The 21,338-nt window shown below is 68.7% G+C and carries 15 protein-coding genes and 3 rRNA genes; 6 read left to right on the forward strand and 12 right to left on the reverse strand.

The genetic code is table 11. The features are described 5' to 3' along the window. Positions 1 to 3: 3 nt before the first annotated feature. From V4Y03_RS12485 to V4Y03_RS12500, 4 genes are read left to right on the forward strand one after another with little or no spacing between them, the layout of a single operon-like run. On the forward strand, positions 4 to 696 hold the full coding sequence (locus V4Y03_RS12485) for a DUF4129 domain-containing protein (RefSeq protein ID WP_317877308.1): 693 nt from the start codon (positions 4 to 6) through the stop codon (positions 694 to 696). Then, a complete protein-coding gene (locus V4Y03_RS12490) occupies positions 693 to 1,889 on the forward strand; it encodes a DUF4350 domain-containing protein (protein ID WP_332434964.1) in 1,197 nt (398 codons plus the stop codon). Before V4Y03_RS12485 ends, V4Y03_RS12490 begins: the two co-directional genes overlap by 4 nt. Continuing rightward, positions 1,886 to 2,869 carry an AAA family ATPase gene (locus V4Y03_RS12495; RefSeq protein WP_332434965.1) on the forward strand — a complete coding sequence of 328 codons (984 nt, stop codon included), beginning with the start codon at positions 1,886 to 1,888 and terminating at the stop codon, positions 2,867 to 2,869. Before V4Y03_RS12490 ends, V4Y03_RS12495 begins: the two co-directional genes overlap by 4 nt. Positions 2,870 to 2,881: 12 nt before the next feature. Continuing rightward, positions 2,882 to 4,192 (forward strand): DUF58 domain-containing protein, encoded by a 1,311-nt coding sequence (locus V4Y03_RS12500; RefSeq protein ID WP_332434966.1) that lies wholly within the window; start codon positions 2,882 to 2,884, stop codon positions 4,190 to 4,192. Between the two features lie 101 nt (positions 4,193 to 4,293). Here V4Y03_RS12500 and rrf read toward each other — a convergent pair. The 4 genes from rrf to V4Y03_RS12520 all read right to left on the reverse strand — a co-directional run bounded on the left by rrf (position 4,294) and on the right by V4Y03_RS12520 (position 11,009). Then, positions 4,294 to 4,410, reverse strand: a 5S ribosomal RNA gene (rrf, locus tag V4Y03_RS12505). 74 nt (positions 4,411 to 4,484) lie between these two features. Further along, positions 4,485 to 7,606, reverse strand: a 23S ribosomal RNA gene (locus V4Y03_RS12510). A 289-nt stretch (positions 7,607 to 7,895) separates the two neighbouring features. After that, positions 7,896 to 9,421: ribosomal RNA gene (locus tag V4Y03_RS12515) — 16S ribosomal RNA — on the reverse strand. Together the 16S, 23S and 5S rRNA genes form the textbook arrangement of a ribosomal RNA operon. 580 nt (positions 9,422 to 10,001) lie before the next feature. Continuing rightward, positions 10,002 to 11,009, reverse strand: a complete 1,008-nt coding sequence (locus tag V4Y03_RS12520; protein WP_332434967.1) for a stage II sporulation protein M — start codon at positions 11,007 to 11,009, stop codon at positions 10,002 to 10,004. Positions 11,010 to 11,128: 119 nt separating this feature from the next. On the opposite strand from V4Y03_RS12520, the gene V4Y03_RS12525 reads away from it, so the two are divergent. Beyond that, positions 11,129 to 12,031 carry an RDD family protein gene (locus V4Y03_RS12525; RefSeq protein ID WP_332434968.1) on the forward strand — a complete coding sequence of 301 codons (903 nt, stop codon included), beginning with the start codon at positions 11,129 to 11,131 and terminating at the stop codon, positions 12,029 to 12,031. A 3-nt stretch (positions 12,032 to 12,034) separates the two neighbouring features. On the opposite strand, the gene V4Y03_RS12530 is transcribed toward V4Y03_RS12525, so the two are convergent. The 8 genes from V4Y03_RS12530 to V4Y03_RS12565 all read right to left on the reverse strand — a co-directional run bounded on the left by V4Y03_RS12530 (position 12,035) and on the right by V4Y03_RS12565 (position 20,557). Continuing rightward, positions 12,035 to 12,649 carry a hypothetical protein gene (locus V4Y03_RS12530; protein ID WP_317877654.1) on the reverse strand — a complete coding sequence of 205 codons (615 nt, stop codon included), beginning with the start codon at positions 12,647 to 12,649 and terminating at the stop codon, positions 12,035 to 12,037. A 153-nt stretch (positions 12,650 to 12,802) separates the two neighbouring features. Further along, on the reverse strand, positions 12,803 to 14,257 hold the full coding sequence (ahcY, locus tag V4Y03_RS12535) for an adenosylhomocysteinase (RefSeq protein ID WP_332434969.1): 1,455 nt from the start codon (positions 14,255 to 14,257) through the stop codon (positions 12,803 to 12,805). Between the two features lie 304 nt (positions 14,258 to 14,561). Then, positions 14,562 to 15,539 carry a cation diffusion facilitator family transporter gene (locus V4Y03_RS12540; protein WP_332434970.1) on the reverse strand — a complete coding sequence of 326 codons (978 nt, stop codon included), beginning with the start codon at positions 15,537 to 15,539 and terminating at the stop codon, positions 14,562 to 14,564. A gap of 66 nt (positions 15,540 to 15,605) precedes the next feature. Then, on the reverse strand, positions 15,606 to 16,757 hold the full coding sequence (gene manA, locus V4Y03_RS12545; RefSeq protein ID WP_317877651.1) for a mannose-6-phosphate isomerase, class I: 1,152 nt from the start codon (positions 16,755 to 16,757) through the stop codon (positions 15,606 to 15,608). A gap of 232 nt (positions 16,758 to 16,989) precedes the next feature. Next, positions 16,990 to 18,141 carry an SIS domain-containing protein gene (locus V4Y03_RS12550; RefSeq protein ID WP_332434971.1) on the reverse strand — a complete coding sequence of 384 codons (1,152 nt, stop codon included), beginning with the start codon at positions 18,139 to 18,141 and terminating at the stop codon, positions 16,990 to 16,992. Positions 18,142 to 18,370: 229 nt separating this feature from the next. Next, the gene (locus V4Y03_RS12555; protein ID WP_317877894.1) at positions 18,371 to 18,553 is read right to left on the reverse strand and encodes a Trm112 family protein; all 183 of its coding nucleotides are present in this window, start codon (positions 18,551 to 18,553) and stop codon (positions 18,371 to 18,373) included. Positions 18,554 to 18,654: 101 nt separating this feature from the next. Continuing rightward, the gene (locus V4Y03_RS12560; protein ID WP_317877893.1) at positions 18,655 to 20,019 is read right to left on the reverse strand and encodes a phosphomannomutase/phosphoglucomutase; all 1,365 of its coding nucleotides are present in this window, start codon (positions 20,017 to 20,019) and stop codon (positions 18,655 to 18,657) included. A gap of 103 nt (positions 20,020 to 20,122) precedes the next feature. Next, positions 20,123 to 20,557, reverse strand: coding sequence for a DUF3499 domain-containing protein (locus tag V4Y03_RS12565; RefSeq protein ID WP_317877896.1), 435 nt, complete (start codon positions 20,555 to 20,557; stop codon positions 20,123 to 20,125). Between the two features lie 299 nt (positions 20,558 to 20,856). Between V4Y03_RS12565 and V4Y03_RS12570 the strand changes: the two genes are divergently transcribed. Then, positions 20,857 to 21,312: a metallopeptidase family protein gene (locus V4Y03_RS12570; protein ID WP_317877895.1), complete on the forward strand. Its 456-nt coding sequence runs from the start codon at positions 20,857 to 20,859 to the stop codon at positions 21,310 to 21,312. Positions 21,313 to 21,338: the final 26 nt, after the last annotated feature.

The following is a 21,338-nucleotide window of genomic DNA, read 5'->3' on the forward strand; positions in this document are numbered from 1 at the left end:
GCCGTGACGGTCACGGGGGGAACGACCACGGCACTGGCGCGGCTCCGCGCCGAAGGCGACGTACCGGTGGACATCTCCCGGCTCCCCGCCCGCGAGGCGGCGGAGCGGGAGCTGTCGAAGCCGATGTACCACGAGAACGACCCGAACCTCCTCCAGCGCGGCCTCGACCGCTTCTGGGAGTGGCTCGGCGACCTCTTCGGCTCCGCTTCGGGGGCCTCCCCCGGCGGCGTCCTCGGCCTCGTCGTGGTCGTCCTCCTCGTGGCCGCCGTCGCCGCCGCCCTCTGGTGGCGGCTCGGCACCCCGCACCGGACACCCGGCACCACCGGCGACTCCCTCTTCGCGGCCGGCCCCCGCACCGCCCGCGAGCACCGCGAGGCCGCCGCCCGGCACGCCACCGCCGGCCGCTGGAACCAGGCCGTCCAGGAACGAATGCGGGCCATCGTCCGCTCCCTGGAAGAACGCGCCCTGCTCGACCCCCGGCCCGGCCGCACCGCCGACGAAGCCGCAGCCGAGGCGAGCCGCTCGCTGCCCTCCCACGCCGACGACCTGCGCCTCGCGGTCCGAGCCTTCGACGACGTCACATATGGCGGCCGCACCGCCGACGAGCCCGCGTACCGCCGCGTCGAGGCCCTGGACACCGCCCTGGAGCGGACCCGGCCCACCCTCGACACCGTCTCCACGAGGGCGCCCGCATGAGCCGCCCGGTCACCAGCGCCACCTCCACCGCCGCCACCCCCCGCCGGCTCTGGACCCGGGCACGCGGCACGGTCCTCGTCATCGCCCTGGTCCTCATCGGGGGCCTCGCGCTCGCGACGGTACGGTCCACCGGCTCCCACGGCGCCCTCGACCCCCGCTCCGCCGACCCCCACGGCAGCCGGGCCGTCGCCGAACTCCTCAAGGCCCATGGCGTCACGATCACCCTGGTCACCACGCTCGACGAGGCCACCGCCGCGACCGGCACCGATGCGACGCTCCTGGTCACCACCCCCGACCTGCTGACGGGCGATCAACAGTCCACCCTGCGCGGGCTCATCACGGACTCCGCCGGCCGCACCGTCCTCATCGGCGCCGGCGCCCCCTCCCTTCCCACGCTGGCCCCGGACGTCTCCAGCGCCACCAGCACCACAGTGGAGAACCGCGACCCCTCCTGCGCCCTGCCGGCCGCCACCCGCGCCGGCGGCGTCGACCTCGGCGGCGAGCGCTACCTCGTCGACCCCGGCACCACCGCCGACTCCTGCTACCCCTCCGACGGCCTGCCGACCCTGGTCCGCCTCCCCGGCACCGGCACCACCGACACCGTCCTCCTCGGCTCGCCCGACATCCTCCACAACACCCGTCTCGACCAGCAGGGCAACGCCTCGCTCGCCCTGCAACTCCTCGGTTCCCGGCCGCATCTCGTCTGGTACCTCCCCTCGCTCTCCGATGCCACCGCCGACGCATCCGACGCCGGCTCCACGGGCGACTTCCTCGACCTCATCCCTTCCGGCTGGCTGTGGGCCACCCTCCAACTCGCCCTCGCCGCCCTGCTCGCCGCCATCTGGCGCGGCCGCCGCCTCGGCCCCCTGGTGACCGAACGCCTCCCCGTCGCCCTCCGCGCCTCCGAAGCCACCGAGGGCCGCGCCCGCCTCTACCGCAGGTCGAACGCCCGTGACCGCGCCGCCGCCGTCCTGCGCACCGCGACCCGCACCCGGATCGCCCCGCTCCTCGGCGTCCCCGTCCAGGACGCCCACTCCTCCGAGCGCCTCCTCCCCGCCCTTTCCGCCCGTCTCCCCGAGACCACGGCGGACCTGCGGGACCTCCTCTTCGGCCCGGCTCCCGCCGACGACGCCGCTCTCATCCGCCTCGCGGACCAACTCGACGCCCTCGAAAGAGAGGTACGCACCTCATGAGCGCCCCGACCTCCGAGACCGCTACGAACTCGGACAGCGCCCGCGCCTCCCTGGAGGCCCTGCGCACCGAGATCGCGAAGGCCGTGGTCGGCCAGGACCCCGCCGTCACCGGTCTCGTCGTCGCCCTGCTCTGCCGGGGTCACGTCCTCCTCGAAGGCGTCCCCGGAGTCGCCAAGACCCTGCTGGTCCGTTCGCTCGCCGCCGCCCTCGAACTCGACACCAAGCGCGTCCAGTTCACCCCCGACCTGATGCCGAGCGACGTCACCGGGTCCCTCGTCTACGACACCCGGACCTCGGAGTTCTCCTTCCAGCCGGGCCCGGTCTTCACCAATCTCCTGCTCGCCGACGAGATCAACCGCACGCCCCCGAAGACCCAGTCCTCCCTCCTGGAGGCGATGGAGGAACACCAGGTCACGGTCGACGGCACCCCGCGCGCCCTGCCCGAACCCTTCCTGGTCGCGGCGACCCAGAACCCCGTCGAGTACGAGGGCACCTACCCCCTGCCCGAGGCCCAACTGGACCGGTTCCTGCTCAAGCTGACGGTCCCTCTGCCGTCACGCGCGGACGAGATCCAGGTCCTCACCCGTCACGCCGAGGGCTTCGACCCCCGCGACCTGAAGGCCGCCGGCGTCCGTCCCGTCGCGGGTCCCGCCGAACTCGAAGCCGCCCGGGCAGCCGTCGCCAAGGTGTCGGTCTCCGCCGAGATCGCCGGCTATGTCGTCGATATCTGTCGTGCCACGCGTGAATCCCCCTCACTCACGCTCGGGGTCTCTCCCCGAGGTGCCACCGCCCTGCTCTCCACCGCCCGCGCCTGGGCCTGGCTCACCGGCCGGGACTACGTCACCCCGGACGATGTGAAGGCCCTCGCTCTCCCCACCCTGCGTCATCGCATCCACCTGCGGCCCGAGGCCGAGATGGAGGGAGTCACCCCCGACTCCGTCATCAACTCGATCCTCGCCCACGTCCCCGTCCCCCGCTGAGAACGGCGCCCCATGGCCCTCACCGGACGAACCGCGCTGCTCGCCGCTCTCGGATCGCTCCCCGTCGGCTTCCTCGCCCCCAGCTGGGCGGGGATGCTGGCGGTGAACGCGCCCCTCTCCCTAGCAATTCTGTGCGACTACGCCCTGGCCGCGCCAGTACGAACGCTCCAATTCACCCGAAGTGGTGATACATCCGTTCGACTCGGTGACGCGGCGAACGTCCACCTCACGGTCACCAACCCGTCCAACCGACGCCTCCGCGCCCAGCTCCGCGACGCCTGGCCGCCCAGCAGTTGGCTGCCCGGCACCGAGCAGGCCGCCTCGCGCCAACGCCTGGCCGTCCCCGCCGGCGAACGCCGCCGCTTCACCACCGCTCTCCGCCCGACCCGCCGCGGCGACCGTCACGCGGAACGGATCACGGTCCGCTCGTACGGCCCCCTCGGCCTCGCGGCCCGCCAGGGCAACCACGAGGTCCCTTGGACGGTCCGCGTGCTGCCACCGTTCACCAGCCGCAAGCACCTGCCGTCCCGCCTGGCCCGGCTCCGTGAACTCGACGGCCGCACCAGTGTTCTGACGCGTGGTGAGGGCACGGAGTTCGACAGTCTCCGCGAGTACGTCCCCGGCGACGACACCCGCTCGATCGACTGGCGTGCCACGGCCCGCCAGAGCACGGTCGCCGTCCGCACCTGGCGCCCTGAGCGCGACCGTCACATCCTCGTCGTCCTCGACACCGGCCGTACCTCGGCGGGCCGGGTCGGCGACGTCCCCCGCCTGGACGCCTCCATGGACGCGGCCCTCCTCCTCACCGCGCTGGCCTCCCGCGCCGGCGACCGCGTGGATCTTCTGGCCTACGACCGTCGTCTCCGCGCCCACGTCCAGGGCCGCTCCGCCGGCGATGTGCTGCCCGCCGTGGTCAACGCCCTCGCCACGCTCGAACCCGAGCTGGTGGAGACCGACGCCCGCGGCCTGGCCGCGACCGCCCTCGCCCGCGCTCCGCGCCGCTCGCTGATCGTCCTCCTGACGAGCCTCGACGCCGCACCGATCGAGGAAGGCCTCCTCCCGGTCCTGCCGCAGCTGACCCGGCGCCACACGGTCGTGGTGGCCTCCGTCGCCGATCCCCACGTCGCCCGCATGGCCGCGACCCGCGGCACCATCGAAGGCGTCTACGAAGCCGCTGCCGCCACCCAGACCCAGTCCCAGCGCTCCCGTACGGCGGAACAGCTCCAGCGCCACGGCGTCACGGTCGTCGACGCCACCCCCGACACCCTGGCCCCGGCCCTGGCGGACGCCTATCTCGCCCTGAAGGCCGCCGGCCGCCTCTGACCATCGGCGGCCCCGACATCACTTCGAGCTCCGATGGGGTTCCGGCCCGTAAACGCAGAAAAGCCCCGCACCATAAGGTGCGGGGCTTTCCCACAATGATTGTTCGGCGGCGTCCTACTCTCCCACAGGGTCCCCCCTGCAGTACCATCGGCGCTGAAAGGCTTAGCTTCCGGGTTCGGAATGTAACCGGGCGTTTCCCTAACGCTATGACCACCGAAACTCTATGAAGTTAACCAACCGGATATCGGCACAGTTCGTTACTTCAGAACTAACACAGTGGACGCGAGCAACTGAGGACAAGCCCTCGGCCTATTAGTACCGGTCAGCTCCACCCATTACTGGGCTTCCACATCCGGCCTATCAACCCAGTCGTCTACTGGGAGCCTTACCCTCTCAAGGAGGTGGGAATACTCATCTCGAAGCAGGCTTCCCGCTTAGATGCTTTCAGCGGTTATCCCTCCCGAACGTAGCCAACCAGCCATGCCCTTGGCAGGACAACTGGCACACCAGAGGTTCGTCCGTCCCGGTCCTCTCGTACTAGGGACAGCCCTTCTCAATATTCCTACGCGCGCAGCGGATAGGGACCGAACTGTCTCACGACGTTCTAAACCCAGCTCGCGTACCGCTTTAATGGGCGAACAGCCCAACCCTTGGGACCGACTCCAGCCCCAGGATGCGACGAGCCGACATCGAGGTGCCAAACCATCCCGTCGATATGGACTCTTGGGGAAGATCAGCCTGTTATCCCCGGGGTACCTTTTATCCGTTGAGCGACGGCGCTTCCACAAGCCACCGCCGGATCACTAGTCCCGACTTTCGTCCCTGCTCGACCCGTCGGTCTCACAGTCAAGCTCCCTTGTGCACTTACACTCAACACCTGATTGCCAACCAGGCTGAGGGAACCTTTGGGCGCCTCCGTTACTCTTTGGGAGGCAACCGCCCCAGTTAAACTACCCATCAGACACTGTCCCTGATCCGGATCACGGACCGAGGTTAGACATCCAGCACGACCAGAGTGGTATTTCAACGGCGACTCCACAACCACTGGCGTGGCTGCTTCAAAGTCTCCCACCTATCCTACACAAGCCGAACCGAACACCAATATCAAACTGTAGTAAAGGTCCCGGGGTCTTTCCGTCCTGCTGCGCGAAACGAGCATCTTTACTCGTAGTGCAATTTCACCGGGCCTATGGTTGAGACAGTCGAGAAGTCGTTACGCCATTCGTGCAGGTCGGAACTTACCCGACAAGGAATTTCGCTACCTTAGGATGGTTATAGTTACCACCGCCGTTTACTGGCGCTTAAGTTCTCAGCTTCGCCACACCGAAATGTGACTAACCGGTCCCCTTAACGTTCCAGCACCGGGCAGGCGTCAGTCCGTATACATCGCCTTACGGCTTCGCACGGACCTGTGTTTTTAGTAAACAGTCGCTTCTCGCTGGTCTCTGCGGCCACCCCCAGCTCAGAGTGCAAGACTCATCACCAGACGTGGCCCCCCTTCTCCCGAAGTTACGGGGGCATTTTGCCGAGTTCCTTAACCATAGTTCACCCGAACGCCTCGGTATTCTCTACCTGACCACCTGAGTCGGTTTAGGGTACGGGCCGCCATGAAACTCGCTAGAGGCTTTTCTCGACAGCATAGGATCATCCACTTCACCACAATCGGCTCGGCATCAGGTCTCAGGCTATGTGCTGTCCGGATTTACCTGGACAACGCCCTACACCCTTACCCCGGGACTACCACCGCCCGGGCTGGACTACCTTCCTGCGTCACCCCATCGCTTACCTACTACCACCTTGGATCAGCGGCTCCACCACTTTCCTTTCCCCGAAGGGTCCGGAACGGCTTCACGGCCTTAGCATTAATGGATTCGATACTGGGCGTTTCAAAGCGGGTACCGGAATATCAACCGGTTGTCCATCGACTACGCCTGTCGGCCTCGCCTTAGGTCCCGACTTACCCTGGGCAGATCAGCTTGACCCAGGAACCCTTAGTCAATCGGCGCACACGTTTCTCACGTGTGTATCGCTACTCATGCCTGCATTCTCACTCGTGAACCGTCCACAACTCGCTTCCGCGGCTGCTTCACCCGGCACACGACGCTCCCCTACCCATCACAGCGCCCGTTGGGGCTCATGCTGCAATGACACGACTTCGGCGGTACGCTTGAGCCCCGCTACATTGTCGGCGCGGAATCACTTGACCAGTGAGCTATTACGCACTCTTTCAAGGGTGGCTGCTTCTAAGCCAACCTCCTGGTTGTCTCTGCGACTCCACATCCTTTCCCACTTAGCGTACGCTTAGGGGCCTTAGTCGATGCTCTGGGCTGTTTCCCTCTCGACCATGGAGCTTATCCCCCACAGTCTCACTGCCGTGCTCTCACTTACCGGCATTCGGAGTTTGGCTAAGGTCAGTAACCCGGTAGGGCCCATCGCCTATCCAGTGCTCTACCTCCGGCAAGAAACACACGACGCTGCACCTAAATGCATTTCGGGGAGAACCAGCTATCACGGAGTTTGATTGGCCTTTCACCCCTAACCACAGGTCATCCCCCAGGTTTTCAACCCTGGTGGGTTCGGTCCTCCACGAAGTCTTACCTCCGCTTCAACCTGCCCATGGCTAGATCACTCCGCTTCGGGTCTTGAGCGCGCTACTGAATCGCCCTGTTCGGACTCGCTTTCGCTACGGCTTCCCCACACGGGTTAACCTCGCAACGCACCGCAAACTCGCAGGCTCATTCTTCAAAAGGCACGCAGTCACGACCCATTGAGTAAACTCAATGAGCGACGCTCCCACGGCTTGTAGGCACACGGTTTCAGGTACTATTTCACTCCGCTCCCGCGGTACTTTTCACCATTCCCTCACGGTACTATCCGCTATCGGTCACCAGGGAATATTTAGGCTTAGCGGGTGGTCCCGCCAGATTCACACGGGATTTCTCGGGCCCCGTGCTACTTGGGTGTCTCTCAAACGAGCCGTTAATGTTTCAGCTACGGGGGTCTTACCCTCTACGCCGGACCTTTCGCATGTCCTTCGCCTACATCAACGGTTTCTGACTCGTCTCACAGCCGGCAGACTGTGAAAGAGAGATCCCACAACCCCGCATGCGCAACCCCTGCCGGGTATCACACGCATACGGTTTGGCCTCATCCGGTTTCGCTCGCCACTACTCCCGGAATCACGGTTGTTTTCTCTTCCTGAGGGTACTGAGATGTTTCACTTCCCCTCGTTCCCTCCACATGCCCTATGTGTTCAGGCATGGGTGACAGCCCATGACGACTGCCGGGTTTCCCCATTCGGAAACCCCGGATCAAAGCCTGGTTGACGGCTCCCCGGGGACTATCGTGGCCTCCCACGTCCTTCATCGGTTCCTGGTGCCAAGGCATCCACCGTGCGCCCTTAAAAACTTGGCCACAGATGCTCGCGTCCACTGTGTAGTTCTCAAGCAACGACCAGCCACCCATCACCCCACCCGACAAGCAGATGAGTTCACTGGGGCCGGCATCGCGAAGATACAAACCTTACGGCCGTACCCTCAGATACCCAACAACGTGCCAAGCGTGAGCCACCGTCCGTCTTCTTCTTTCCACGCCGAAGCAGTACTCGAAGAACCATCAGGTTCACTCACGCCAACTAATCAACGTTCCACCCATGAGCTGACCGTGCAGAACGTTTGTCTGCAATCGGTACTGTGCTCCTTAGAAAGGAGGTGATCCAGCCGCACCTTCCGGTACGGCTACCTTGTTACGACTTCGTCCCAATCGCCAGTCCCACCTTCGACAGCTCCCTCCCACAAGGGGTTGGGCCACCGGCTTCGGGTGTTACCGACTTTCGTGACGTGACGGGCGGTGTGTACAAGGCCCGGGAACGTATTCACCGCAGCAATGCTGATCTGCGATTACTAGCAACTCCGACTTCATGGGGTCGAGTTGCAGACCCCAATCCGAACTGAGACCGGCTTTTTGAGATTCGCTCCGCCTCGCGGCATCGCAGCTCTTTGTACCGGCCATTGTAGCACGTGTGCAGCCCAAGACATAAGGGGCATGATGACTTGACGTCGTCCCCACCTTCCTCCGAGTTGACCCCGGCGGTCTCCTGTGAGTCCCCATCACCCCGAAGGGCATGCTGGCAACACAGGACAAGGGTTGCGCTCGTTGCGGGACTTAACCCAACATCTCACGACACGAGCTGACGACAGCCATGCACCACCTGTATACCGACCACAAGGGGGGCACTATCTCTAATGCTTTCCGGTATATGTCAAGCCTTGGTAAGGTTCTTCGCGTTGCGTCGAATTAAGCCACATGCTCCGCTGCTTGTGCGGGCCCCCGTCAATTCCTTTGAGTTTTAGCCTTGCGGCCGTACTCCCCAGGCGGGGAACTTAATGCGTTAGCTGCGGCACCGACGACGTGGAATGTCGCCAACACCTAGTTCCCAACGTTTACGGCGTGGACTACCAGGGTATCTAATCCTGTTCGCTCCCCACGCTTTCGCTCCTCAGCGTCAGTAATGGCCCAGAGATCCGCCTTCGCCACCGGTGTTCCTCCTGATATCTGCGCATTTCACCGCTACACCAGGAATTCCGATCTCCCCTACCACACTCTAGCCTGCCCGTATCGGATGCAGACCCGGGGTTAAGCCCCGGGCTTTCACACCCGACGTGACAAGCCGCCTACGAGCTCTTTACGCCCAATAATTCCGGACAACGCTTGCGCCCTACGTATTACCGCGGCTGCTGGCACGTAGTTAGCCGGCGCTTCTTCTGCAGGTACCGTCACTTTCGCTTCTTCCCTGCTGAAAGAGGTTTACAACCCGAAGGCCGTCATCCCTCACGCGGCGTCGCTGCATCAGGCTTTCGCCCATTGTGCAATATTCCCCACTGCTGCCTCCCGTAGGAGTCTGGGCCGTGTCTCAGTCCCAGTGTGGCCGGTCGCCCTCTCAGGCCGGCTACCCGTCGTCGCCTTGGTAGGCCATTACCCCACCAACAAGCTGATAGGCCGCGGGCTCATCCTTCACCGCCGGAGCTTTTAACCAGCTCCCATGCAGGAGCCGGTGTTATCCGGTATTAGACCCCGTTTCCAGGGCTTGTCCCAGAGTGAAGGGCAGATTGCCCACGTGTTACTCACCCGTTCGCCACTAATCCACCCCGAAGGGCTTCATCGTTCGACTTGCATGTGTTAAGCACGCCGCCAGCGTTCGTCCTGAGCCAGGATCAAACTCTCCGTGAATGTTTACCCGTAATCGGGTCACACTCGCGTTGAGCGGGACAGTCAGGCCGGAATAGGGCCGACTGTCCACAGCGTCCTCGCTGTGTATGTTGCCTGCTGACCACGAGGGCCGGCAGGACTTTCAAAGGAACCCTGCCATCCGAAGATGGACGGGGTATCAACTAATCTGGCGTTGATTTTTGGCACGCTGTTGAGTTCTCAAGGAACGGACGCTTCCTTTGTACTCACCCTCTCGGGCTTTCCTCCGGCGCTTCCTTCGTTTCCGACTCTATCAGATCTTTCCGATCCGATTTCCTCGGTGCTTTCCGGTCCCTTTTGCTTTCGCTCCGGGCCCTTCCGGCGGTTCCGACTTTATCAGAATCATTTCGGCCGACCTAATCGGTGGCTTTCGTGATTCGGATTGGAATCGGGGTGACTCCGTGGAATTCAATTCCCGACCGGAGTGAGTGAGACTTTACTAGATCGCTGCCGAACTGTCCAGTTCCAGGCAACCGTTCAAATCTACCTCCCCACGGCCACCATGTCAACGGTTTTTGTGGGCACCGGAGGACACTAGCAGGTCAGGGGGGTCGTACGCACATCAGGCGGCGGTGGGTCGCTCGGCGCTGCGGTCGGGCTCCTCCAGGTCGCCCTGGTCGCCGGCACGGGCGGCGCGGCCACCGAGGACGTACACGTAGGCGAGGAAGGCCAGCTCAGCGGCGATGCCGATGGTGATGCGGGCCCAGGTGGGCAGGCCGGACGGGGTCACGAAGCCTTCGATCAGGCCCGAGACGAAGAGGACCAGGGCCAGGCCGATCGCCATGCCGACGGCGGCACGTCCGCGTTCCGCGAGGGCGGCGCGACGCGTGGTGGGGCCCGGTTCGATGACGGTCCAGCCGAGGCGGAGGCCCGTACCGGCCGCCACGAAGACGGCCGTCAGTTCGAGCAGGCCGTGCGGGAGGATCAGGCCCAGGAAGACGTCGAGCCGGCCCGCCGAGGACATCAGGCCGATGCCGACGCCGACGCTCAGCATGTTCATGAAGAGGATCCAGAGGACCGGGATGCCCAGGAAGGCGCCCAGGACCAGGCACATGGCGGCGGCCCTGGCGTTGTTCGTCCAGACCTGGGCGGCGAAGGACGCCGCCGGGTGGCTGGAGTAGTACGTCTCGTACTGCCCACCGGGACGGGTCATCTCGCGGAGGTCGGTGGGCGCGCCGATCGCCGCCTGGACCTCCGGGTGCGTACCGATCCACCAGCCGATCAGGACGGCGAGCAGGGTGGAGAGGACGGCGGTGTGGATCCACCAGTGGCGGGAGCGGTAGACCGCGGCCGGGAACCCCGCCGTGAGGAAGCGGGCCGCGTCGCGCCAGGAGGCCCGGCGCGTGCCGGTGACGGTGGCGCGGGCGCGGGCGACGAGCTGGGTGAGCCGGGCCGTGAGCACGGGGTCCGGAGCGCTGGACTGGACGATCGACAGGTGCGTGGCCGTGCGCTGGTACAGGGCGACGAGTTCGTCGGCCTCGGCTCCGGTGAGCTTCCCGCCCCGGCGCACGAGCTGGTCGAGGCGTTCCCACTCGGCGCGGTGGGCGGTGACGTAGACGTCGAGGTCCATGATCGGCTGCTGCTCCAGGCATCGGCTGCGGACGGGTCCGTACTACTGCGGCGCGCTGCGGGTCAGCTTGGCAGACTGGCGTTCTGTGGGGTCGGGAAGGCCGGAGAAGGGTGGGCGCCGTGAGTGGGCTGGTGACGGGAGACGCCGTCGTACTGGGGTTGCAGCCCGCGCGGCTGCCGAGCCGGGCGCTGGCGGTGCTCATCGACCTGGTGGTGGTGTGGGCCGCGTATCTGCTGATCACGTTCGGGCTCGCGGTCGCCACCGCCTCCCTCGACGAGGCGGCGGTGATGGCGGTGTCCGTCGCGTCCTTCCTGCTGATCCTGGTGGGGGCGCCGATCGCGGTGGAGACGCTGTCGCACGGGCGGTCGCTGGGGAAGATGGCCCTCGGGCTGCGCGTGGTGCGGGACGACGGCGGGCCGATCCGGTTCCGGCACGCGCTCGTGCGCGGCGCGATGGGGGTCGTGGAGATCCTGATGACCTTCGGGGTCGTCGCCTGTATCGCCTCGCTGGTGTCGGAGCGGGGGCGGCGGCTCGGGGACGTCTTCGCGGGGACGCTCGTCGTGCGTGAGCGGATACCTGCGGCCCGGAGCGCTTTCGTGCCTCCGCCGCCGCCTTGGCTGGTGGGGCGGTTCGCCGGGCTCGACCTCTCGGCGGTCCCCGAAGGGGTGTGGCTGGAGATCCGGCAGTACCTCACGCGGGCCCGCGAGCTGGATCCGGCCGTGGGGCGGAGGCTCGCGGAGCGGCTGGCCGACGAGCTGGTGACGCTGACCGGTACGCCTCCGCCGCCGGGGGTTCCGGCCGACGCCTACTTGGCGGGGATCGTGGCCGAGCGGCAGGCACGGGAGGCCCGGCGGGTGTTCAGCGGTTCGGCGGTGGCGACCGCCGCTCCTGCTGCGGTTCTGCCTCCGGCCGTCGCTCCCCCGGCCGTTGCTTCGGCGGTTGTTCCTCCCGCCGTTCTTCCTCCGGCCGTCGCTCCCCCGGTCGCCGGGGGGTCCGCCACCGGGTTCGCTCCGCCCGCCTGATCGTCAGGGGAAGACCGAGGGCGGGGTCTCCAGGGCTTCGAGTTCGATGCCGGGGGCCGCGAGGACCACGTCGCCGGCGATGTGGACGGTGTGCCGCTCGCCTGTGTCCAGGGCGCTGACCTGGTACTCGTCCACGACCAGGGGGCCGTTGTCAGTGGCGTGCGCTTCACTTCTCAGCAGGGCCCAGGACTGGTCGACCGTGAGGGGGGCGAGCACCGGATCCGTGAGGGTGACGAGCCTGACACGGGTCTCGGGGGAATCGGGGGTGAGACGCAGGAGTCGCGACAGGGCGACGAGGAATGCCGGGGACGTGCCGGTGAAGGCGTGGGCGCGCACATTGCCTTCGGTGGCGTGGGTTCCGGTGGGGTCCGTGCGGACCCAGGTGACGCCGTCGAGGGCCGCGCCGCGGACCTGCCAGCCGGCGGCGTGGAGTTCGAGGCGGATGGGGCGGCCGAGTTCGTCGACGGCCAGGTCGACGGAGCCCTTGTGATCGCCCGAGGGGGTGGTGATCTGTGAGACGTAGCGCCAGCCGGAGGGGCCGGGCGCGCAGTGGAAGTGTTCTTCACCGAGGGGGGTGTGGTCGTGCGGGTCATGGAGCGAATATCGGCCGCGGGGCATGGGTCGGTCCTCGGGAGGGGGCGCTTCCGGGAGAGGTAGCGGGGGCTGGACGGGGCAGGCCCCCCGGCACGGGGGTGCGGGGGGCCTGCCTGAATCCTCTACGGGTGTCCGGGGCGGTGTCGCGTCAGCGCGCGGGCGCCGCCGGCCGGGGCATCAGTAGCGGTAGTGGTCCGGCTTGAAGGGGCCTTCGACCTGGACGCCGATGTAGGCGGCCTGCTCCGGGCGGAGGGTCGTCAGCTTGACGCCGAGCGAGTCCAGGTGGAGGCGGGCGACCTTCTCGTCCAGGTGCTTGGGCAGGACGTAGACGTCGGTCGGGTACTCCTCCGGCTTCGTGTAGAGCTCGATCTGGGCCAGGGTCTGGTCCGCGAAGGAGTTCGACATGACGAAGGAGGGGTGGCCGGTGGCGTTGCCCAGGTTCAGCAGACGGCCCTCGGAGAGGACGATCAGGACCTTGCCGTCGGGGAACTTCCAGGTGTGGACCTGCGGCTTGACCTCGTCCTTGACGATGCCCGGGACCTTGGCGAGGCCGGCCATGTCGATCTCGTTGTCGAAGTGGCCGATGTTGCCGACGATCGCCTGGTGCTTCATCTTGGCCATGTCCCCGGCCATGATGATGTCCTTGTTGCCCGTGGTGGTGATGAAGATGTCGGCCGTCTCGACGACATCGTCGAGGGTGGCGACCTGGTAGCCGTCCATCGCCGCCTGGAGCGCGCAGATCGGGTCGATCTCGGTGACGATCACGCGGGCGCCCTGGCCGCGGAGGGACTCGGCGCAGCCCTTGCCGACGTCGCCGTAGCCGCAGACGACGGCCGTCTTGCCGCCGATGAGGACGTCGGTGGCGCGGTTGATGCCGTCGATGAGGGAGTGGCGGCAGCCGTACTTGTTGTCGAACTTCGACTTCGTCACGGCGTCGTTCACGTTGATCGCCGGGAAGAGGAGGGAGCCGGCCTGCTGCATCTCGTACAGACGGTGGACGCCGGTGGTGGTCTCCTCGGTGACGCCGCGGATCTCGGACGCCAGCTGGGTCCACTTCTGCGGGTTCTCGCCGAGGGTGCGGTTGAGGAGACGGAGGATGTAGCCGTACTCCTCGCTGTCCGCGGTGGCCGGGTCCGGGGCCGAGCCGGCCTTCTCGAACTCGACGCCCTTGTGGACGAGGAGGGTGGCGTCACCACCGTCGTCGAGGATCATGTTGGGGCCGCCGGTGGGCGTGTTCGGCCAGGTGAGGGCCTGCTCGGTGCACCACCAGTACTCCTCCAGGGTCTCGCCCTTCCAGGCGAAGACCGGCACGCCCTGCGGGTTCTCCGGGGTGCCGTTCGGGCCGACGGCGATGGCCGCGGCGGCGTGGTCCTGGGTGGAGAAGATGTTGCAGGAGGCCCAGCGGACCTCGGCGCCGAGGGCGACCAGGGTCTCGATGAGGACGGCGGTCTGCACGGTCATGTGCAGCGAGCCGGTGACGCGGGCGCCGGCGAGCGGCTGCTGCTCGGCGTACTCGCGGCGGATCGACATCAGGCCGGGCATCTCGTGCTCGGCGAGGGTGATCTCCTTGCGGCCGAAGGTGGCCAGGGAGAGGTCCGCGACCTTGAAGTCCTGGTGGGTGGCAGTCGTCATGACTGAGCTGCTCCTCGTGTGTTCGGGGGCGAGGGTCGATGGGCGCCGGGGCACCACGGAGGGCTCGGGGCACACGAATGCCCGGGATGTTCCACGGTGCCGTCGTCGGAGGCCCTCTCTCCCTCGGCCGGTCCGTGAGGACCGCCCGACCGCCATCAGCAGCGACGTCTGGCTGGTCACGAATCTACACCGATCGATGCGGCGGGCCACAGTCCGCATCCGTGGACGGGGCGCTCCCGGTGCCCCGTCCATACGAGCGAGGCCCCCGGGACCGTGGGGTCGCGGGGGCCTCGTCGGGACGGGGTCAGTGGGCGGTGCCGTCCGGGGTCTCGGCCTCGGCCTTGGCCGGGTTCTCGCCGGCCGAGGCGGCCTTCTCGCTGTAGATGTCGGGCTCCAGGTAGATGACCCGGGCGATCGGGACGGCGGCGCGGATGCGGTCCTCGGCGGCGTTGATGGCGTTCGCGACCTCGGTGGCCGAGTCGTCGTGCCGGACGGCGATCTTGGCGGCGACGAGGAGTTCCTCGGGGCCGAGGTGGAGCGTGCGCATGTGGATGAGGCGGGTGACGGTGTCGCCGTCGACGACCGCGGCCTCGATCTTCCTGACGTCGTCGATGCCGGCGGACTCGCCCAGCAGCAGCGACTTGGTCTCGGCGGCCAGCACGATCGCGATGAGGATGAGGAGGATGCCGATGCAGAGGGTGCCGATGCCGTCCCAGACGCCGTTGCCGGTCAGCAGGGCGAGGCCGACGCCTCCGAGGGCGAGGACGAGACCGACGAGGGCGCCGAGGTCCTCCAGGAGGACGACGGGCAGCTCGGGGGCCTTGGCGCGGCGGACGAACTCCTTCCAGGAGAGGTCGCCGCGGAGCGGGTTCGACTCCTTGATGGCCGTACGGAAGGAGAAGGACTCGGCGATGATCGCGAAGACGAGGACGCCGACCGGCCAGTACCAGGCCTCGATCGCGTGCGGCTCCTTGATCTTCGTGTAGCCCTCGTAGACGGCGAACATGCCACCGACGGAGAAGAGGACGATGGAGACGAGGAAGGCGTAGATGTACCGCTCGCGGCCGTAGCCGAAGGGGTGCTGGGGGGTCGCCTCGCGCTTGGCCTTCTTGCCGCCGAGCAGCAGCAGGCCCTGGTTGCCGGAGTCGGCGAGCGAGTGGACGCTCTCCGCGAGCATCGACGACGAACCACTGAAGAGGAACGCCACGAACTTGGCTACCGCGATCGCCAGGTTGGCGGCGAGTGCCGCCACGATCGCCTTGGTTCCGCCTGACGCGCTCATGGGTGTACGTGGTCCCTTCGTCGATGCACCGGCAGTGTCGCCGCGGTTCGGCCGGTCATTGTCGCATCAGGCCACGACCGTGGCGCGGAAGACCGTCCCCGTCCCGGTGAGTTCGACGCGCTCGCCCGCCGGGACGAACACGGACTCGCCGGGGGCGAGGGTCACTTCGCCCGCCTTCGGGCGGCCCGCGACGGCGAGCAGGATCTGCGGGGTGGCGGCGGTCAGTTCGGTCGGGGCCGCGCCCTCGGCCCGGACGAACCGGGACAGCCGGAACTCGTCGATCGGGGTGTCGTAGACCTCCTCGCCGCTCGGGGAGGCCTCGGGGCGCAGGATGCCCGGGTCGGCCGGCTCGAAGCGGACCACCCGCAGGAGTTCGGGGACGTCGACGTGCTTGGGGGTGAGCCCGCAGCGCAGCACGTTGTCGGAGTTGGCCATGATCTCGACGCCGAGGCCGTCGAGGTAGGCGTGCGGAACGCCCGCGCCCAGGTAGAGGGCCTCGCCGGGCTGGAGCCGGACGGGGTTGAGGAGCATGGCGGCGATGACGCCGGGGTCGCTCGGGTAGTGATGGGCGAGGGTCGCGTACGGGGTGTGGGCGCCGCCGAGACGGTCGGCGGCGGCGGCCACCTCCGCGACGGTGTGCGCCATCTCCTCCGCGTCGGCGGTCAGCAGTGCCGTCAGGACCTCGCGGAGCGCGGCCTCTTCGGGGTGGGCGTGGAGCAGGTCGACGTACGGCTTGAGCGAGTCGACGCCCAGCGCGGCGAGGACGTCGGCGGCCTCGACGGGGGCGCGGAAGCCGCACAGGCCCTCGAACGGGGTGAGCGCGCAGATCAGCTCGGGCTTGTGGTTGGCGTCCTTGTACATGCGGTGCGGGGCGTCGACCGGGATGCCGGCGGCCTCCTCCTCGGCGTACCCGGCCCGTGCCTGCTCCAGGTCCGGGTGGGCCTGGAGGGAGAGCGGGGCGCCGGCGGCGAGCACCTTCAGGAGGAAGGGGAGGCGCGGGCCGAACTTGTCCAGGGAGGGCTGCCCCAGCTCGCGTACGGGATCGGCGTCGATCAGCTCGTTCAGCGAGCCGCGCTCGGTGCGGGAGGGGGCGCCGGGGTGGGCGCCCATCCACATCTCGGCCTGGGGCTCGCCGGTCGGGTCGATGCCGAGCAGCTCCGGGATGGCCGTCGTGGATCCCCAGGCGTAGGGGCGGACGGTGTTGACGAGGCGGTCCATGGTGCCTGCCAGCTCCTCGGGGTGGTGACGGATGGTGAGGGGTGTCGGAAGACAGGTGACAGGGGGCGGGTGACGGTGGGGTGACGGGTGGGGGGCGGGGTGATGGCCGGGGTGGTGTGCGGCGTGGTGACCTTGCGCGCGGCTGTGGCTGCGGCCGTCGGCTGTGGCGTACGGAAGGGGCGCGGGCCCCTGCCTGGGCCGGCGGGCGGCCCGGCGGTCGGGCCGGGCGCCGTCAGTCGGTGGCCGTGCGTCCCGGGGTGGCCAGCGACAGGTAGACGGCCGCGAAGTCGGTCACGGCCAGCAGCTCCGCCAGGGTCTCCAGGTCGCCGCCCTCCTCCGGCTCCAGCTCGCTTATGGCGGTCTCGTGACCGAGCGCCAGTTCGCGGGCGGCGTGCGCGGCCGTGAGGCCGTCGGACGGGCGGTCCCTGAGCAGTACGACCCGGGCGCGGAGCGCCTGCGGCTCGTCCACCCGGTCGCGGAAGAAGTCGTCCGGATCGGCGCCGGCCGCGAAGTCGCCCGCGAGCAGGACACCGTGCGCGGGCAGGGCCTCCGGCAGCTCGGCGGCGAGTGCGGGGAGCCCCGCGAGTTCCGCGAGGACCGCCGCGAACCGGCGGCCGGCCGGTCCGGCGGCGGCGCCCTCCGTCCAGATCAGCGGGAGCGAGTCCGCCAGCTCGGCGGCGAGCGTCTTGGCCGGGTTGTTGTACGTGGCGATGGCCGGGCCGCAGCGTTCGGCCGTACGGTCCAGCCGGTCCGCGACCTTCTCCAGGGCCTCGGGCGGTGCTTCGAGGAGGCCCACCCGGTCGAGGAGCACGAGGAGCGGCGTGAACAGGGCCCACAGGGCGCCGGGGCTGGCCGCGATGTTCTCGGCGTACTCGTCGGGGGCTTCGTTCGGGGCGATGGCCATCGGCACGAACAGGCCGCGGGAGCCGTTGACGGTCTCGGCGAGCGGTGAGGCCTTCGGGGCGACGGCGACGACCGTGATCCCCCGGCGGTACGCCTGCTCCGCGAGGAGCGCGAGGCCCGGCTCGGAGCCGTCCGTCGTCGGTAGGAGCAGGAGGTCCACCGAGCCGGCCCAGCCGGGCAGGGCCCACCGCAGGGCGCCGGCGGCGGGGGCGACGCCGGTCGGCTGGAGGCGTACGACGGGGGCGGAGGCTCCGGCCAGGGCGCCGATCAGGTCGGCGACGCCGGCGGCGGCGGTGCCGGGGCCCGCGACGAGGACGGCGCGGGGGCGGCCCTCCGGGCGGAGGTCCGCGATGCCGGCCTCGGCGGCGTGCCGGGCTGCGGTCCGGACCCTCGCACCGGCCTCGGCGGCGCCTCGGAGGAGGCCGCGGCGGTCGGCGAGGGCGAGGTCGTCCGGGGCGTCGAGGAGGGTCTCGTCGAGCATGGGCGGTGCCTCCGGTCGCGTCGTCGTCGCGGGGCCCTGCGGGGCGGGTGCGGGGCGGGTGCGGGGCCCTGCGGGCGGGTGCGGGGTGGTGCGGGTGCGGGGTGGTTGCCCGGCCTTCGGCCGGGCCTGGTGGCTCTCACCCGCACCACCCGTGCCGCTGAGGACACAGAGGTGCGGGTCTTCCCGTGGGGGTGCTCGCCGTCGGCGGCGGACGGCGAGTACGGGCCCGTTACGCCGGGCGGCGGGCCTCGTCGGTCAGGAGGACCGGGATGTCGTCCCGGACCGGGTAGGCGAGGCCGCAGTCCTTGCCGGTGCAGATGAGTTCGGGGGTCTCGTCCGCCGTGCGGTCGTTCAGCGGAGCGTGGCACGCGGGGCAGGCCAGGATCTCCAGGAGGCCGGCTTCGAGCGGCATGGGGTTTCCCTTCGGACAAACGGTGGTGGTACTGCCCTACGGGCCAGGTCAGCCTACCGCCGGGGAACGGGGGGCGCCCCGTTCCCCGGCGGGTGGCGGGGTCAGCCGGCCGACCGGACCAGCGCGAGGACCTCGTCGCGGATCTTGGCCATCGTGGCGGCGTCGCGGGCCTCGACGTTGAGGCGCAGGAGGGGCTCGGTGTTGGAGGCGCGGAGGTTGAACCACCAGTCCTCGGCCGTGACCGTCAGGCCGTCGAGGTCGTCGAGCGTGACGTCCCCGCTCTCGTAGGCCGCGCGCACCTTGGCCGCGCTGGCGGCCTGGTCGGCGACCGTGGAGTTGATCTCGCCGGAGGCGGCGTACCGGTCGTAGACGGAGACCAGGTCGGACAGCGTGCCGTCCTGGCCGCCGAGGGCCGCGAGGACGTGGAGCGCGGCGAGCATGCCGGTGTCCGCGTTCCAGAAGTCCTTGAAGTAGTAGTGCGCCGAGTGCTCGCCGCCGAAGATCGCGCCGGTCTTCGCCATCTCCTCCTTGATGAAGGAGTGGCCGACGCGGGTGCGGACGGGCTGGCCGCCCTGCTCGCGGACGACCTCGGGCACCGACCAGGAGGTGATCAGGTTGTGGATGATCGTTCCGCCGGGCGTCTTCGCGAGTTCGCGGGCCGCGACGAGGGCGGTGATCGCGGACGGGGAGACGGGCTCGCCGCGCTCGTCGACGACGAAGCAGCGGTCGGCGTCGCCGTCGAAGGCGAGGCCGAGGTCGGCGCCCTCGGCCCGGACGCGGGCCTGGAGGTCGACGATGTTCTTCGGGTCGAGCGGGTTGGCCTCGTGGTTCGGGAAGGTGCCGTCCAGCTCGAAGTACATCGGCACGACGTCCAGCGGCAGGCCCTCGAAGACGGTGGGGACGGTGTGGCCGCCCATGCCGTTGCCCGCGTCGACGACCACCTTGAGCGGGCGGATCGTCGTCAGGTCGACCAGGGACCTCAGGTAGGAGGCGTAGTCCGCCAGGGTGTCCTGACGGGTGATCGTGCCCGTGGTCGCGGCGGCCTCCGGCGCGCCCGTCCCCGACCACTCCTCCGCCAGCTCACGGATCTGCGCCAGGCCGGTGTCCTGGCCGACCGGGGCGGCGCCCGCGCGGCACATCTTGATGCCGTTGTACTGGGCCGGGTTGTGCGAGGCGGTGAACATCGCGCCGGGCAGGCCGAGGCTGCCGGAGGCGAAGTACAGCTGATCGGTGGAGCACAGGCCGATCAGGGTGACGTCGGCGCCGAGGCGGGCGGCGCCGCGCGCGAAGGCGTCCGAGAGGCCGGGCGACGAGGGGCGCATGTCGTGGCCGATGACGATCGCGTCAGCCTCCGTCACCCGTACGAAGGCGGCCCCGAAGAGCTCGGCGAGCGTCTCGTCCCACTGGTCGGGGACCACTCCGCGGACGTCGTACGCCTTCACGATCTGCGACAGATCGGTCGTCACGGATCCACCCTCCTGAGTTCTGGGCACGCGATGCGGCGCGTGTTACGGAACGCCAAAACTACCCGGAGCGGTGAAGGGGGGCGCGGACGGTGGCCTGTTGCGGTCAGTTGTCGGGGGAACGGAGCACTCTGAGGTGGCCCCGGCGCCCGACCTCCATGGGGTCTCCGCCACGGCCTCCGCCGCCCTTGCCGCCGGACTCGGCCGCGCGTTCCTGGGGGCGGGCCGCCTCCCGGACCGCGTTGGCCAGCGCTTCGAGGTCGTCGCCGCTGGGGCGGGGCGGGGCGGAACCGTCGGTGAGCCGCACGACCTCCCACCCGCGTGGGGCGGTCAGGCGCTCGCTGTGCTCTGCGCACAGGTCGTAGCAGTGGGGCTCGGCGTAGGTGGCGAGCGGGCCGAGGACCGCAGTCGAGTCGGCATAGACGTACGTCAGTGTCGCGACGGCAGGGCGGCCGCACGCAGTGCGCGAACAGCGACGTACAGGGCTCACGACGTTGGACGGTACCGCACTCTTGAGCGGGCCGCGACGACTCTCCCTCAGGTCACTCCACCGTGTCGCGGTGTGACCTCCGCCATCGGCCCTCCCCGAGCCGCTCCGCCGACCTGCGGGAGAGGGGGCGCGCGGGGGCGCGGGCGGGAGTCGATCCGGACACTCAGGGGTACGGATCCGGTCAACCACGGCCAGATGGCCGATCGTGAGGGGCAGCCGGATCGAGCGGACGATTGGCCGGAATGGTCAGGTTTCGACAGAGGGTGTGGCGGCGGGGCGGGAGCACGGGGGGAGGTGGCGAGGATGCGCCACCGTGCGGAGGGACGGATGAGGGCTACGCTGCGTCAGTGATGGACAGTCCTGTGCCGCCGAGCCCCTCGCACCACTCCACGGAGCCCCCCGCGGAGCCTCGGGTGCGCCGCCGTGACCGGCACGGCCGCGGGATGCGCGGGCCCGTCGCCCCGCCGCAGGTGCCGCTCTCCGCGAGCCGGGCCGACACCTTCCGCGATCTGGTCCTGGACTCGGTGGAGCGCCTGGAGCGGCGCTGGCCGCAGCTGGCGGACGTCGAGTTCATGGTGATGGAGGTGCCGCCGGCGGTGTCGGGCGAGACGGTGCCGCTGGGCGGCTCCGCGCCCGCCGAGAAGAACGAGCCGGCGCGGGTCGTCGTCTACCGGCGCCCGGTCGAGATCCGCTCGAAGAACCGTGACGACCGGGCGCTCCTGGTCCACGAGGTGGTCGTGGAGCAGGTCGCGGAACTGCTCGGGCTCTCCCCCGAGTCGGTCGATCCTCGGTACGGGCAGGACTGATCGTCCTACGGGGGCGGGCCCGGCGC

The sequence above is a fragment of the Streptomyces sp. P9-A4 genome (assembly GCF_036634195.1).
Classification (GTDB): Bacteria; Actinomycetota; Actinomycetes; order Streptomycetales; family Streptomycetaceae; genus Streptomyces.